This window comes from Dyella sp. SYSU CM1112 (assembly GCF_058216415.1).
The window spans coordinates 1-13337 of record NZ_JBZEGI010000011.1; the positions used below are offsets into that span (position 1 = coordinate 1).

General features: G+C 60.3%; 11 protein-coding genes. All 11 read right to left on the reverse strand.

What is annotated here, in order from left to right; translation table 11 throughout:
- Positions 1–222: 222 nt before the first annotated feature.
- Entirely contained in the window at positions 223–1563 is a 1341-nt protein-coding gene (locus AC4HNJ_RS15255) for a sigma-54-dependent transcriptional regulator (protein WP_490480448.1), read from the reverse strand.
- A 267-nt stretch (positions 1564–1830) separates the two neighbouring features.
- A complete protein-coding gene (locus AC4HNJ_RS15260) occupies positions 1831–3084 on the reverse strand; it encodes an ABC transporter permease (RefSeq protein WP_490480449.1) in 1254 nt (417 codons plus the stop codon).
- A gap of 9 nt (positions 3085–3093) precedes the next feature.
- Complete coding sequence (locus AC4HNJ_RS15265; RefSeq protein WP_490480450.1) at positions 3094–4410, reverse strand: ABC transporter permease; 1317 nt, start codon at positions 4408–4410, stop codon at positions 3094–3096.
- A 50-nt stretch (positions 4411–4460) separates the two neighbouring features.
- Positions 4461–5690 (reverse strand): ABC transporter permease, encoded by a 1230-nt coding sequence (locus AC4HNJ_RS15270; protein WP_490480451.1) that lies wholly within the window; start codon positions 5688–5690, stop codon positions 4461–4463.
- Between the two features lie 11 nt (positions 5691–5701).
- Positions 5702–7018 (reverse strand): ABC transporter permease, encoded by a 1317-nt coding sequence (locus AC4HNJ_RS15275; protein WP_490480452.1) that lies wholly within the window; start codon positions 7016–7018, stop codon positions 5702–5704.
- Between the two features lie 42 nt (positions 7019–7060).
- The gene (locus AC4HNJ_RS15280) at positions 7061–8293 is read right to left on the reverse strand and encodes an ABC transporter permease (RefSeq protein WP_490480453.1); all 1233 of its coding nucleotides are present in this window, start codon (positions 8291–8293) and stop codon (positions 7061–7063) included.
- Between the two features lie 15 nt (positions 8294–8308).
- Complete coding sequence (locus AC4HNJ_RS15285) at positions 8309–9619, reverse strand: ABC transporter permease (RefSeq protein WP_490480454.1); 1311 nt, start codon at positions 9617–9619, stop codon at positions 8309–8311.
- Between the two features lie 164 nt (positions 9620–9783).
- Positions 9784–10506: an ABC transporter ATP-binding protein gene (locus AC4HNJ_RS15290; protein WP_490480455.1), complete on the reverse strand. Its 723-nt coding sequence runs from the start codon at positions 10504–10506 to the stop codon at positions 9784–9786.
- Positions 10507–10633: 127 nt separating this feature from the next.
- The gene (locus AC4HNJ_RS15295) at positions 10634–11905 is read right to left on the reverse strand and encodes an efflux RND transporter periplasmic adaptor subunit (RefSeq protein WP_490480456.1); all 1272 of its coding nucleotides are present in this window, start codon (positions 11903–11905) and stop codon (positions 10634–10636) included.
- Between the two features lie 247 nt (positions 11906–12152).
- Positions 12153–12716 (reverse strand): hypothetical protein, encoded by a 564-nt coding sequence (locus tag AC4HNJ_RS15300; protein WP_490480457.1) that lies wholly within the window; start codon positions 12714–12716, stop codon positions 12153–12155.
- A 94-nt stretch (positions 12717–12810) separates the two neighbouring features.
- Positions 12811–13020 carry a hemin uptake protein HemP gene (gene hemP / locus AC4HNJ_RS15305; protein ID WP_490480458.1) on the reverse strand — a complete coding sequence of 70 codons (210 nt, stop codon included), beginning with the start codon at positions 13018–13020 and terminating at the stop codon, positions 12811–12813.
- Between the last annotated feature and the right edge of the window lie 317 nt (positions 13021–13337).

The window sequence follows — 13337 nt, forward strand, 5'->3', positions numbered from 1 at the left end:
CCTGGGCTTTTACGGCCTCGCTGATTTCTTTACGTCCCATGATTCACCTCGACGGTCAGTTTGACCTATCGGGGTGTCCAAGGGGATTAGGCCACTACAACCGCCCATTCAAACCCTCAGGCGGGCTCCTTTCTTTCTTCGCAGGCGCGTTTGCCCCGGACTTCGATCCGAGGCAGGGAGGACGGACACCCGCTTGCGAAAGCCTCCAGGCAAGCACATGCCTCAGGCCTGCGAGATCAGCCCATACCGTTCCATGCGCCGATAAAGCGCCTGACGCGACAAGCCGAGTGCTTGCGCGGCACGGCTCACGACGCCATCCGCCCTATGCAAGGCTGACTCCACCACTTCACGGCTGGGTTCATCAAGATTGCGTACTACCGGTCCGGCCAGCTGCGGCAGATTGAGCTGCTCGGGTGTGATCGCATTCTGACCCGCCAACAATGCTGCGCGCTCGATCGCATTCTTCAGTTCGCGAACATTGCCTGGCCAGGGGTAAGCCAGCAGTGCTTCGCGGGCGGCATCGCTGAGTTCCGCACGGCCAGCCAGGAAGTACTCGGCCAACGGCAGGATGTCGTCGATGCGCTCGGACAACGGCGGCAGATTCACGTCGATCACGTTGAGCCGATAATAAAGATCTTCACGGAAGGTGCCCGCGCGGATCATCGCTTTCAAATCCGCATTGGTGGCACTCAGCACGCGCACCTTCACCTTGCGCGTACGCCCGGAACCCAGCCGTTCGAACTGGCTTGTTTCCAGCACGCGCAACAACTTCATCTGTCCCGGCAAGGGCAGATTGCCGATTTCATCCAGGAACAAGGTGCCGCCATCGGCCAGTTCAAAGCGGCCTTCGCGCGCCTTGTTCGCACCGGTATAGGCACCGGCCTCGGCGCCGAACAGCTCCGCTTCGATCAGCTCGCTCGGCAAGGCACCGCAGTTCACCGCTACGAAGGGGCCGCTCTTGACCGACGAATTGGCGTGGATGATTGCCGCAATCCGCTCCTTACCCGAACCGTTCGGTCCTGTGATCAACACCGGGACATCCGAACGCGCTACCTGGCAAGCCAGATCCAGCGTGCGCGCCATGGCTTCGGAAGCGAAGACCAGTCCATCCAGATCGTATTTGCGCTGCAGGGCATCGCGACGCTTGCGGCGCTCCTGCCGCGTGCGATTGACCTCGCGCGTGGATTCCGACAACTCCAGCAGGTTTTCCACCGTCGCCAGCAGCTTGGCGTCGTCCCAGGGCTTGGCCAGGTAATCGGCCGCACCGGCTTTCACCAGTTCAACTGCCGTTTCCAGGTGGGTCCAGGCGGTGAGCAGGATGACCGGCAAATCCGCATGGCGCTCGCGGATGGCGCGAAACAGCGCCACGCCTTCCTCGCCGGACGTGGTGTCCGTGGTGAAATTCATATCCTGAATCACCACGTCCACGATCTCGCGCGCCAGCGTTTCCAGCCCCGCATCCGGCGTATACGCCACTAAAGGCCGCACGTCATGCAGGGACAGCAATAGCGACAGCGCCTCGCCCACGGTCGGGTTGTCGTCGATGATCAGTACGGTACGCATTCGTTTTCTACACATGCAGGCATGGATGCCGCTCCTGCCAAAAAGGTTGCCATGCCGAATGGCCTACGTATATGAATTTTTACTCGCAACCGCCCCGTGCGATCACCGGGTGCGCGTTGAAGGCGTCCTGGCGCACGCTGTTCTTCGGAAGAACTCGCCAAAGCCAGCACGGTAAACATCGTCATGCTGGCGCCGCGGCTTCGCGTCACGCTTCGAAAGGCGAGATCCACGTAATCCGCAAGCATGACGGCCGCCTCCCCGTATCGCTCAGGCCGAACGCGTCGCCACTACCGGCGGTACGTTGGATGCCCGCCGAGCGGGTACAAATACCGCAGCCTGACCAAGCAGCATGACCACCAATAGCCCTATCAACACGTAGTACATCGGCATCCTGTTCATCTCGAAATGCTCGATCAACACCATGTTGAGCCCGACGGCCAATGCAATGCCGACGATCGCGCCGATCCCTGCGATCATCAGGTTCTCAAGCTGGAAGTAATGCAGGATGTCTATTTTGCGTGCACCCAGCGCACGACGCACGCCGATCTGGCGATGCCGCTGCCCCACCCAGAAACTGGTCAGTCCGACGATGCCGGCCGCCGTCACCGCGAGCAGAATCAAGCACACCACGCTCATCAGCACGGCCATGCCGATATCGGCGCGGTAGGCCTCCGCGCGAATGTCCGCAAAGGACTTCACGCTGTCGTCGTCGAGCACGCGCAGCGGATTTACCTTGTAGAGCGTATCCGGCACCTCATGCATGGCCGCCACCAGGCGTCCCGGTTTTGCACGCACCGCGTAGCGCGAGAAACTAGCGTCCAGTCGCACCGGCTCGATCACCGCGTTCCATACAAAGGTGCTGGCCCACGAATCGACCGAAGGGGATTGCAAGCGCGCAACCTCGCCGATGATCGTAGTGGGTTTGCTGCCACCGTCCAGGTAGATCACCTTGCCGACCGCGTCGCCCTTGGGAAACAGTTTGTCCGCCAGCGCCTTGGTGACGATGGCGATCGAAGGCTCGGCCGGATCGCGAAAACCCTGGTTGGTGATGTCCGCCGCATTGAAGGCGCGCCCGGCAATGAGTCGAACGCCCAGGGTGCTAAGCAATTGATCGTCGCCGAAGTAATAAGTCGTTCTGGCATTGCCTGCACGCAGGTCGCTACCCGGCTTGAGCGCTACCGAACCATTCCAGCTCGAATTCAATAACGGAAGCGAATTGGCGGACGCCACCGACGCAACATCCGGAAGCGCACGCAACGCCGCCACATCCTCGCGCTGCATGGCATCCAGCTTCTGCACGCCGGCGGGATCGTCTCCGCTTGGCGCGCCGACCCATTGCTGAGTCACCAGAAACAAATCGTTCTCGTTAAGCCCGGTCGGCCTTCGCACATTGTCGATGCGCGTGTAAATGATGAAGATCGCATTGCACACAATCGCCAGCGTAAGCGCGATTTGCAAAGCGATGAGGACGACGCCGGCCTTGTGCTTGCGTAGTGCGGCAATAATCGGATGCACGGTCATGACACGTCCTCAATTGGCTTTGAGCTGCCACGCGGGTTGTACGCGTGAAGCTCGAAACGTGGGATAGAGTCCTGCAAGCATGGTCGAGACGACCGCTACCAGCAGTGTAAGCGCCAGCAGGGCGAGGTCGAGATGCGCCAGCGATGCAATCTCTTTGGGCAAGACCCAGGAAACCCCGACAATGCCGAGCCAGGTGAGCAGCAAGCCGAGCACACCGCCCACCAGGCCGACGATGGCCGCTTCGACCAGGAACTGCACATAGATCGCCAGGCGTGGCGCCCCCAGTGCACGGCGCACGCCGATTTCCGAACTGCGGCGCAGGAATTTCGCCAGCAGCAAACCTGCGGTGTTGACCAGGCAAACCACCAGCAAGCCGAGCGCCACCAGCAACGAAACCTTGGTATCGCGAGGCACGACGTGCTCGGACTCCAGCCACGCCGGTAGATCGCGCAGGCGATTATTCGGAGCCCAGCTGAAACGTCCGCTTTCCTTCTGCTCGCGTGCGTAACCGTCCAGGTAATTCTTGTAGGCCGTTACCGCAGCCTTGTCATCGAGCTCCACCATATAAGCGATCCACACACAGGTGGACTGCTGCAAACCGACAAAGCCTTTACCTGCTGGCATCTCCGAGCAATTGGTGTTGCCATCATTGCCCATGCCGACGTCGATGGCACGGCGGAACGGCAGGAACACATCGTCCTGCCCGCTGGTAAAGCCGCCCGTGTTCACCACATCGTAGAACATCGGCTTGGGATCCCAGTGGTTCAGCACGCCGACGACGCGGTAATCCTTGCCTTCCATGTCGATCGTCTTGCCGACGCTGTTCGCGCCCGCAAATAACTTCTGGTTGAGCTTACTGCTGATAACCACCACCGCAGCACGTTGCGCATCATCTTCCGCACTCCAGCCGGCGCCGTATTTGAACGGCACGTCCAGCATGGGAAAGAATTCGCTATAGACGGCGTGACCGCTGACATTGATGGGATGCTTGGAGGGATCGGCCGGTACGATCGATGGCGATACGCGATACATCGCCGACTGAAACGTGGCGCGATGCGCCTGCATCAGTGCGACGGCATCGTTGTAATCCATCGCATCCGGCGGATCACCGCCGGCACTGCGGCCTTTCGGTCCCCATATATCGATCTGGGGAACGAACAGCCGCGACGACTTCCAGGGAATCGGATCTCCTGATACCGCCCGGAATACCGAATACGTCGTCATCGATGCCGCCACGCCAAAACCGATCGCCAGAATCATCAGCAACGTGAGGCCGGGGCTTCGCTTCAGACTGCGTACTGCCAAATCAACGTAATAGCCCAACATATGTGCTCTCCATTTTTCTTGACCACTCTCTCGCGAGAGCCCCTCACCCTTTACACCGACCGTGTGGCTTCCACCGGCGGCACCTTCGACGCGCGCATCGCCGGCGCCAATACCGCCGCCTGTCCCAGCAACAACAAGGTCACCACCCCCGCCACCACATAGCCGGGCGCAAGCCGTCCTATTTCAAACTGCTTCATCAGCCAAAGATTCAATGCTGTCGCAAGCACGCATCCGAGCACCACGCCAGCTACCCCGATCAACAGGTTTTCCGTCATGAAATAACTGAGGATGTCATGTCGGGTGGCGCCCAAGGCACGGCGGACACCGATCTGCTTGCGGCGCTGGCCGACCCAGAAACTGGTGAGCCCCACAATGCCCGCGCCGGTCATGGCAAGCAGGATCACGCTGATACCACTCATCAGGATGGCCACGCCGCGATCGCCCTTGTAGGCAGCCGCACGCACCTGGGCGAAGGTCTGCACGCCGTCCTTGGGACTGATCACCCGCAACCGGTTCTCCGCGTATAACGCACTGCGCACATGTCTCGCGACGTCCAGCAATTGGCCCGGCTGCGTTCGCACCATGTAGTAGGTCGTACCCGTCAATTGGCGGAACGGCAGTAGAACCGAGCAACCGGACCACTGCGCCACGCTCACGTCCACGAAAGGCGATTGCATGCGATCGACGACGCCAACGATGACACTCGGTTTATCGCTCACATACGCAAGCTTGCCGACGGCCGAGCCATCCGGAAAAAGCCGTTGCGCAAGGTCGCGCGTGATGATGATGACGGTCGGCACGATTTTGTCGCGCCCGCCTAGCTGGCCGATTTCGTCCGCACGGAAGTTGCGGCCAGCCACCAGTTTCAAGCCGAGTGTCGGCAGCGCGTGTTCGTCGGCAAAGTAAACGGCCGTCGTCGCCACGAATTTACGCTTGTCGGGATCATGGCCAATGCCATATCCGATGCCGCTGCCACTGAGCGGATAGCTGTTGCTGGCATAGACATCTTGTACGCCCGGTATCTTTCGTACCGTATCGAGGTCTGTCGCCATCAACGAGGCGATCTCGTCCTTCGATGGCTTGCCTACCCATTCGTTTTGAACCACCAGCAAATTCGTCTCATCGAGGCCGCTCGGTTGCCCAAGGCGAGCCAGGCGTTCGTGGATGATGAAAAGTGCGTTGCAGACAATCGCCAAGGTCAACGCAATCTGCAAGGCGATCAGCAAGGTGCCTGCCTTGTGGTGTTTGAGCGCGGCGAGAATCGGTCGGATCTGCATCATCGGTCGCCGCCTCAGTGGGATTTCAACTGCCACGCCGGCTGCACCCGCGAAGCGCGCCAGGTTGGATAGAATGCCGCCGCCACCGTGGCAATCACGGCAGCGGCCAGCGTCAGACCGACCAGGCTTGCATTGATACTGGCCAAGCGGGCAATGTCCGGTTCAAACACCAGGCCAATACTCAAGACGCCAACACCGGTCAGCAGCACTCCCAACACACCGCCGCTCAAACCCACCATGGCCGCTTCGGCAAGAAACTGGGCCCAGATTTCCCGCCGCGATGCACCGAGCGCACGGCGCACACCGATCTCGCCTGCGCGACGCATGAACTTCGCCAGCATCAGTCCCACCGTATTGATCAGGCAGACCAGCAGGAATCCAAGCGCCAGCCACAGCGAAATGCGCGTTTCCGGCGGCACCACTTTTTCGTAATCCATCCATTGCGTGAGATTGCGCAAGGTGTAATACGGCGCCCAATGGAAACGTCCGCTGCGGTTCTGCTCAGCGGCGTACGCTTGCAAATAGCTGCGGTACGCCAGGACCGATGCGGCGCTTGGCAACTCCACCCAATAGGACACCCAGGCGCAGTCCGAATTGAGCCAGCCATTGAATCCCGGTGCACGACCGGTGCTGCCATAGCAATTATTGTTGCCCGCAGTATCCGTCTGCACATCGACCGCCCGGGTGAATGGCATGAAGACATCCGGAGGATCGCTGAAGCCATTCGAATTGTTCACGTCGTAGAAACGCGGATGTGGATTCCAGTCCTGCAGCACACCGACGATTTCGTAATCGTGATCATCCAGCCTCACGGTGCGGCCAACACTGTTCGCGCCGCCAAACAATTGCTGATTGAGTTGGCGACTGATCACCACCACCGGCGCGCGCGCCTCGTCTTGCGTGGCAGACCAGCCACTCCCATAGAGAAACGGCGCCTCGAACATCGGAAAGAAGTCTGCGTAGGAAGCGTAGCCGCTCACGCCAAACGGCTCGGCAGACGGATCAGGCGGCACCACCGTGAACTGCACGGGATAGATGGCCGTCTGCCGTTTGGCCTTGTGGTCGCGCATCAATGCCATAGCGTCGGCGTAAGTAAGAGCGTCAGGAAGATCCTCGCCACGCATGCGGCTCTGTGGACCCCACACGTCGATCTGCGGAGCGAACAATCGAGCTGATTTGTCCGGCAGCGGATTACCGGAAACCGCACGAAATACCGCGTACGTCGTCATCGACGATGCCACGCCGACACCGATGGCAAGCACCATCAGTGCCGTGAGAACGGGGCTGCGCCGCAGACTGCGCCATCCCAGGCGAAGGTAATAGGCGAGCATCTGCCGGTCACTCCCCTGGCTGCTTAGGTGTATGCATCATTGTCATGCCGGACGCGTGGCCTCCACCGGTGGAACACGCGACGCACGCAGCGCCGGCGCAAAAACCGCTCCCTGGCCTAGCAGCAGCAAGAGCACGCCCCCTCCCAACACATAAGTGAATGGCAGCATGTTCAATTCGAAGCGCGTGACCAACCAAAGGTTCAGGCCAAATGTCAGCAGCACACCGATGACGATGCCACCCAGGCTGATCAGCAGGTTTTCCGTCAGGAAGTAATTCAGGATGTCCCGATGCGTGGCACCCAGCGCGCGACGCACGCCAATCTGCCGCCGCCGCTGCCCCACCCAGAAGCTGGTGAGTCCGACGATGCCCGCGCCGGTAATAGCCAGCAGCACGACGCAAATGATGCCCATCAGCAAAGCCATGCCGCGATCAGTATCGAAAGCACGGTGACGGACCTGCGCGTAGCTGAGCACGCCGTCTTTGGGCGGGATGATGCGCATGCGGTTTTCCGCGTACAAAGCTTTCGGTGCTTCGCGCATCGCAGCCTCAAGCTGGCCGGGCTTGGCACGTACCACGTACTGAAGGCCGTAAGGCTCCGCCAGACGAATCGGTACCAGCATCGACTCTCCGGCATACGGCGTGCTCCAGCTCGAAACATCCTGCCTGGCGAAGGTATCCACGATGCCAATGATGGTGATCGGCGTGGGACTCATCGCATAGAACGTCCTGCCTAGCGCATCACCGTTCGGATACAGCTTGTGAGCCATTGCCTTGCTGACAATGGCGACGGGCGGCATGGTGCTTTCCCGCAGCCCCTTGTTCTGCACTTCGTCCGCGCGGAAATTTCGCCCGGCAATAAGCTTCAGACCGAGCGTCGGCACAAACTGTTCATCGCCTACGTAAAAAGCCGCGTCGGTAGTCTGTTCGACCTGATCCGGCTTCAAGGTAATGAAGTTGTCCCAGTCCATGCCACCCAACGGATAACTATTGGTGGGCGTGGCGTCCTGCACGCTCGGCAACTGCCTGAGCGTTGCCAGGTCCTGCTGGATGCGTGCAGCGGCCTCATCGGTGGAGTACTGCTCTCCCCAGAGGTTTTGGATCACAAACAGGTTGGGTTCGTCGACACCGCTGGGTTCGGACAGGTGCGCCAACCGCTGATGAATGATGAACAGTGCATTGCAGACGATGGCCAGCGTCAGCGCGATCTGCAGCGCAATCAGCAGCGTGCCGGCTTTGTGTCGGCGCAGGGCGGCGAGAATGGGTTGAATATGCATAAGTGGTTCTCCGCCTCAGTTGGACTTGAGCTGCCAGGCAGGCTGCACTTGCGCGGCACGCCAGGCGGGATAGAACGCGGCGGCGACCGTGGCGAAGATCGCCACGGTGAGCGTCAACCCCACGAGTGAAAGATCAAGATGGGCGAGCTGGGCAATATCGGGGGCAAACAACAGACCCACGCCCGACATGCCCACCGCGGTCAGCAAGAGGCCCAGCAAGCCGCCAGCCAAGCCAACCGCTGCCGCCTCCATCAGGTACTGCGAATAGATTTCGTACCGGGTCGCACCCAACGCGCGCCGCACGCCGATCTCGCCAGCGCGACGCATGAATTTGGCAAGCAGCAGTCCGATCGTATTAACCAGGCAAATCGTGAAGAAGCCCAAGGCCACCACCAGGGAAATGCGACTTTCAGGCGGAACCACCTCCATGTACGCCAACCACTCGGTCACGTTGCGCAAGCGCGTATTGGGTGCCCATCCGAAACGTCCGGCATGCTGCTGGTCGGCGGCATAGGCTTCGAGAAATCGGCGATAGTGCGCGACATCCGCGGAGGTATCCAACTCCACCCATGGCATCAGCCATACGCAATCGCTCTGCAGCCATCCATTCCAACCGTTGAAACTCAGATTTCCGCGGCAACTGTTTCGGCCTGCGTTATCTGTTTTTAGATCGAGTGCCCGATTGAGCAGCACATAAAAGTCGGGTGGGTTGCCAAATCCGGATTCACCCCAGACATCATAGAAGCGTGGCTTGGGGTCCCAATGCTTGACGACACCGACAATGCGGTAATCGTGCCCGGAAAGCGTGATTTCCTTGCCTACGCTGTTGGCGCCACCGAACATGCGTTGATTGAATGCTTCGGAAAGCACGACATCCGCTGCACGATTGTCATCGTCGGCCGTACTCCAACCGCTGCCGTACAGGAACGGTACGTCGAACATCGGAAAGAAATCGCCAGTCACCGCATAGCCGGTTACGGAAGACGGAACGCTGTTTTCGCTGCGCGGCAAGGCAGACAGCGTCACTTTATAAATGAAGGTTTGACGCGGCGCCTGATGCGCCTTCATCAAGGCCATGGCGTCGGTATAGGTCAACGCACCCGCAGGCTCGCCCTTTTCATTTTGCTGCGGGCCCCAGGCATCGATCTGCGGCACGAAAAGCCGGGATGATTTTTCCGGTATCGGATCACCAGACACGGCCCGAAACACCGAATAGGTGATCATCGATGCTGACACGCCAAAGCCGATCGCCATCACCATCAGCGCGGTGAGCATGGGATTGCGGCGCAGGCTGCGCAGGCCGAGCTGAAGGTAGTAGGTGAACATGTATGACTCTTGGTTTCGATGTGTAAAGAACCGCTTGCGAGGCTCCTTGCCGTCATCTGCTCGTGCGTCCCGTGAAGCAAGCATGGGAGCGCACGCTTCACGCGGGTGGCAAGCTCATGCCATCCGCCTGAGTCCTCCCCTGCTTAACAGGGGAGGAAGGCCGGTTATCCGCGCACCTGTCCTGCGGCGGTGGTGTACGCGGTGTGGAAGCGCGGATCCTCGGCAAGATCCACCACCTGGCCATCGATGATGTGCACGTTGCGCTGCGCACGCGCGGCCAGTTCCGGATCGTGCGTCACCATGACGATGGTGGCGCCGTCGCGATGGATTTCTTCCAGCAGCTCCATCACGCCACGCGCCATCTGCGTATCCAGGTTGCCGGTGGGTTCGTCGGCGAGCAGCAGGCGCGGCGTGCCGGCAAGCGCACGTGCAATCGCAACACGCTGCTGCTGACCACCGGAGAGTTCAGCCGGATAGTGCTTGGCGCGCGAGGCAAGTCCGACGCGGTCCAGCGCATTCATGATGCGCTCTTTGCGCTCCGGTGCCTTCATGCCGCGGTAGCGCAGCGGCACTTCGACGTTATCGAACACGTTGAGGTCGGGGATCAGATTGAAGGCCTGGAAGATGAAGCCGATCTTTTCGTTGCGGATCTTCGAACGGGCGTTGTCGTCGAGATGGCTGACTTCGATGCCGTCGAGATGGTATTCGCCGCCGGTGAACGTTTCGAGCAAGCCGGCAATGGTGAGGAAGGTGGTTTTACCGGAGCCGGAAGGTCCGGTGACCGCCACGAACTCACCTTCTTTCACGTCGATATTGAAATCGCGAAGCGCATACGTTTCCACCACTTCGGTGCGATAGACCTTGGACAGGTGCGTCATCTTCAACATGGTTGGTTTCCTTCATGGTTTTTTTGCCCCTCCCCTGTTCACCAAGGGAGGCTGGGAGGGGGTGAAGGCTTGCCGCAAGGACTCACCCACCCCAGCCCTCTCCTGCACGCAGGAGAGGGAGTATTCGCTATCGGCTGATAACTACGTGCTGTGCGCCTTTGAAGTTGTCGGTGCCGGAGATCACGATGTTGTCTCCTTCCTTCAGGCCTTCGAGGATTTCCACTTTATCGATGCTGCTTTCGCCCACGCGGATCGGCGTCTTGGTAGCGATACCGTCGCGCACGACATAGGCATAGGCGCCACCGGATTCGTCCACGAACGAACCGCGCTGCACCGTCAAGACATTGTTGCGGTGATCGAGCAGGATCCGCACCGACAGCCGCTGGTTCTGGCGCAATTGCCTGGGTGTGCCACCTTCGAAGCGCACGCGTGCCGCCACTTCGCCGTTGACCACTTCTGGCGAGATCGCGCTGACGATGCCTTTCCAGGTCTGGTCGTTGCCGCTGATCTCGCCCGTCATGCCGACGGCCAGATCACGCGCGAAGCTTTCCGGCACTTTCACCTCCACTTCCAGCGCGGAGAGATCGATCACGCTCAACAGCTGTGCATCTTTCGCGACCGTCGCACGCTCGGCGATGAAGAGCTGGCCGACCTGGCCGTCCACTGGCGAACGAACGTTAAGGTCATCGACCTGGCGTTGCAGATCCTTGACCAGCAACAGTTGACGATCGTGCGCGAGTTTCTTCGCCCTGATATCGAACGATCCGCTGTCACTGTTGAGGTTGAGATCGGATTGCGCATGCGCAAGTACGATCTTCGCCTTGGTGAGCGTGTCCTTGGCCTTATCGACGTCCATCTGCGGTACACCGCCCAGGCTATATGCTTTTTCATAGCGGGCAAGATTACGCGCGGCGGTTTCTTCATCGATCTTGGCGTTTTCGTAGGCTTCCTGCATCTGCGATTGCTTCTGGCGCGCGGCCACTTCCGCGCTCAGGTAGCCCACCTCCATCCCATCGGCGTTGGACTCTTCCTGCGCAAGCTTGTTGACCAGCTCGGGGCTGTCGATCACTGCCAGCACTTGCCCTTTCTTCACCGTATCGCCGGCATGCACTTTCAAAGTGACGGCGCCGCCGTAAGTGGCATACAACGTAGGACTGACCGCGGCGACCACCTGGCCCTCGGCGGCGATGTCGCGCACGAAAGGACCACGCTGCACGGTGGCAAAAGCCAACCGCGACGCACTGACCGACGCGTCGGCCGAGAACAGCCGCGCGATGCCCGGCAAGAAGAACGCCAGCACGGCCACGGCGACGACCGCGCCGCCGATCCACAGCAGTTTCTTCTTGGGGCTGGATTTGACCTCGATCAGGCGATCCTGGGCGGAGGTGTCTCGAATCATGGATGCAGTCCTAGGCCGCGGACAGTGCGGCCCCGAGCTCTACTCAGCAATCTGCGTGCCAGCCGCGGCACCGCCAATTAACTCCTTTCAATCAATGGCTTGGAGACAGCCTCACCCTGGAAAGCACTGTCCGCGGACAGACGCCGGACAGTGGACAGTCGTCCGGACGCCCGCCTGGGGAGGGGCTTGTCTTGCAGACGAAACGGTCGGCGGCAAGCAGCCGATCCCCGATAAAGCAATGCAAGGCTTACGGACGCAAGAGCGCGGATTCCGCCGCAGCAATACGTGCGGCAATGCATTGGCCCAAGGGTGAAAGCGGCAGCTCATCGTGTTCCAGCACACGCAGGCCAGCGAGCGAGCGCAAACGAAAATTCACCACACTGGCGCTATCCGGCCTCAGCGGATGCGCGTCGGCGAGCGGAGCCATGTCATCGACGTCCCGCGACGTGATCAACGCATCCCAGGCGAGATAATCCGTATCCGGCAACAGGTGCAAACGAGCACGCGTATAGCCTGTGCGGTCGATACATTCACACCACTCGCGCGGACCATCACTGGTGATCACGGTAGCAGTCAGCAACCAATGGATATCCAGCAGAGGGGCAAAGGCCCGCTGGTTGACGAGCAATCCGGCGGGCAAGGTTTCCGTCATCACTGCGCGTTTAGTGTCGTACAGATAAAGCACGCTGCCGAGTTGAGGCAATGCATCCAACCATGCGTGAGGCGTCGTCGACCGGATGCGGCGCGACACGACTGTCTGCGTTGCGTGACGGCAAAACCAGGATGAGCGAGTTGCCAGCCAGCCAAACATGGCCTTCTCCTGAGCAAGGACCCGGCTGGCATGGCGTGAGCGTGCTGGCGAACAGGTGGATGGGATCGCCCCTGCCCGGCAGAGGCGACCAGGTTTACTTGGTGAGAATCAATTTGCCGTTGCGGGTGACCCGCAGGTGGTATTCGCTGCCCAGATGCTGGATCACCAGCTCGCGCTCGCCAGCCAGCAAGCGCTGGCTGGAAATGCGCCGTATCGGAGAAGCGACCGGGGCACTGCTATCCACGCTCGCCAGCGTCAGTGGCTGCGACGAATGGGGGAGGCTGAGCGTACCGGGGGTGGACATGGCGAGGACTCCATCGTCTTGGGATGACGATTAGATGATAATAATTCTCATTTGATAGTCAAGGGACGCGAAAACGCGAAGCGCTTCCGCCTTGCAGGACAAGGCTGGAAGCGAACAGCCGGGCTTAACGCGAGACGACGCGCGGGAGGTGACCCTGATTTTGTGCAGATGTCTGCCCATGCCGCTCACCCGCCAACCCAACGGGATGGGTCTGTCTGTCCACCCTCCGGCCTCATCCCTCAGCCGTGTACGGACGAACACTCCCTCGCGCTTCCGTGGCTGGCGACCAAATAGATCCCTGCGCAGGCCATGCGAAT

Bases quoted from the DNA above. Each gene is read 5' to 3' on its own strand.
- AC4HNJ_RS15260 (WP_490480449.1), bottom strand. From the start codon at position 3,084: ATGACCGTGCATCCGATTATTGCCGCACTACGCAAGCACAAGGCCGGC.
- hemP (WP_490480458.1), bottom strand. From the start codon at position 13,020: ATGTCCACCCCCGGTACGCTCAGCCTCCCCCATTCGTCGCAGCCACTG.
- AC4HNJ_RS15275 (WP_490480452.1), bottom strand. From the start codon at position 7,018: ATGCTCGCCTATTACCTTCGCCTGGGATGGCGCAGTCTGCGGCGCAGC.
- AC4HNJ_RS15280 (WP_490480453.1), bottom strand. From the start codon at position 8,293: ATGCATATTCAACCCATTCTCGCCGCCCTGCGCCGACACAAAGCCGGC.
- AC4HNJ_RS15270 (WP_490480451.1), bottom strand. From the start codon at position 5,690: ATGATGCAGATCCGACCGATTCTCGCCGCGCTCAAACACCACAAGGCA.
- AC4HNJ_RS15290 (WP_490480455.1), bottom strand. From the start codon at position 10,506: ATGTTGAAGATGACGCACCTGTCCAAGGTCTATCGCACCGAAGTGGTG.
- AC4HNJ_RS15300 (WP_490480457.1), bottom strand. From the start codon at position 12,716: ATGTTTGGCTGGCTGGCAACTCGCTCATCCTGGTTTTGCCGTCACGCA.
- AC4HNJ_RS15285 (WP_490480454.1), bottom strand. From the start codon at position 9,619: ATGTTCACCTACTACCTTCAGCTCGGCCTGCGCAGCCTGCGCCGCAAT.
- AC4HNJ_RS15265 (WP_490480450.1), bottom strand. From the start codon at position 4,410: ATGTTGGGCTATTACGTTGATTTGGCAGTACGCAGTCTGAAGCGAAGC.
- AC4HNJ_RS15295 (WP_490480456.1), bottom strand. From the start codon at position 11,905: ATGATTCGAGACACCTCCGCCCAGGATCGCCTGATCGAGGTCAAATCC.
- AC4HNJ_RS15255 (WP_490480448.1), bottom strand. From the start codon at position 1,563: ATGCGTACCGTACTGATCATCGACGACAACCCGACCGTGGGCGAGGCG.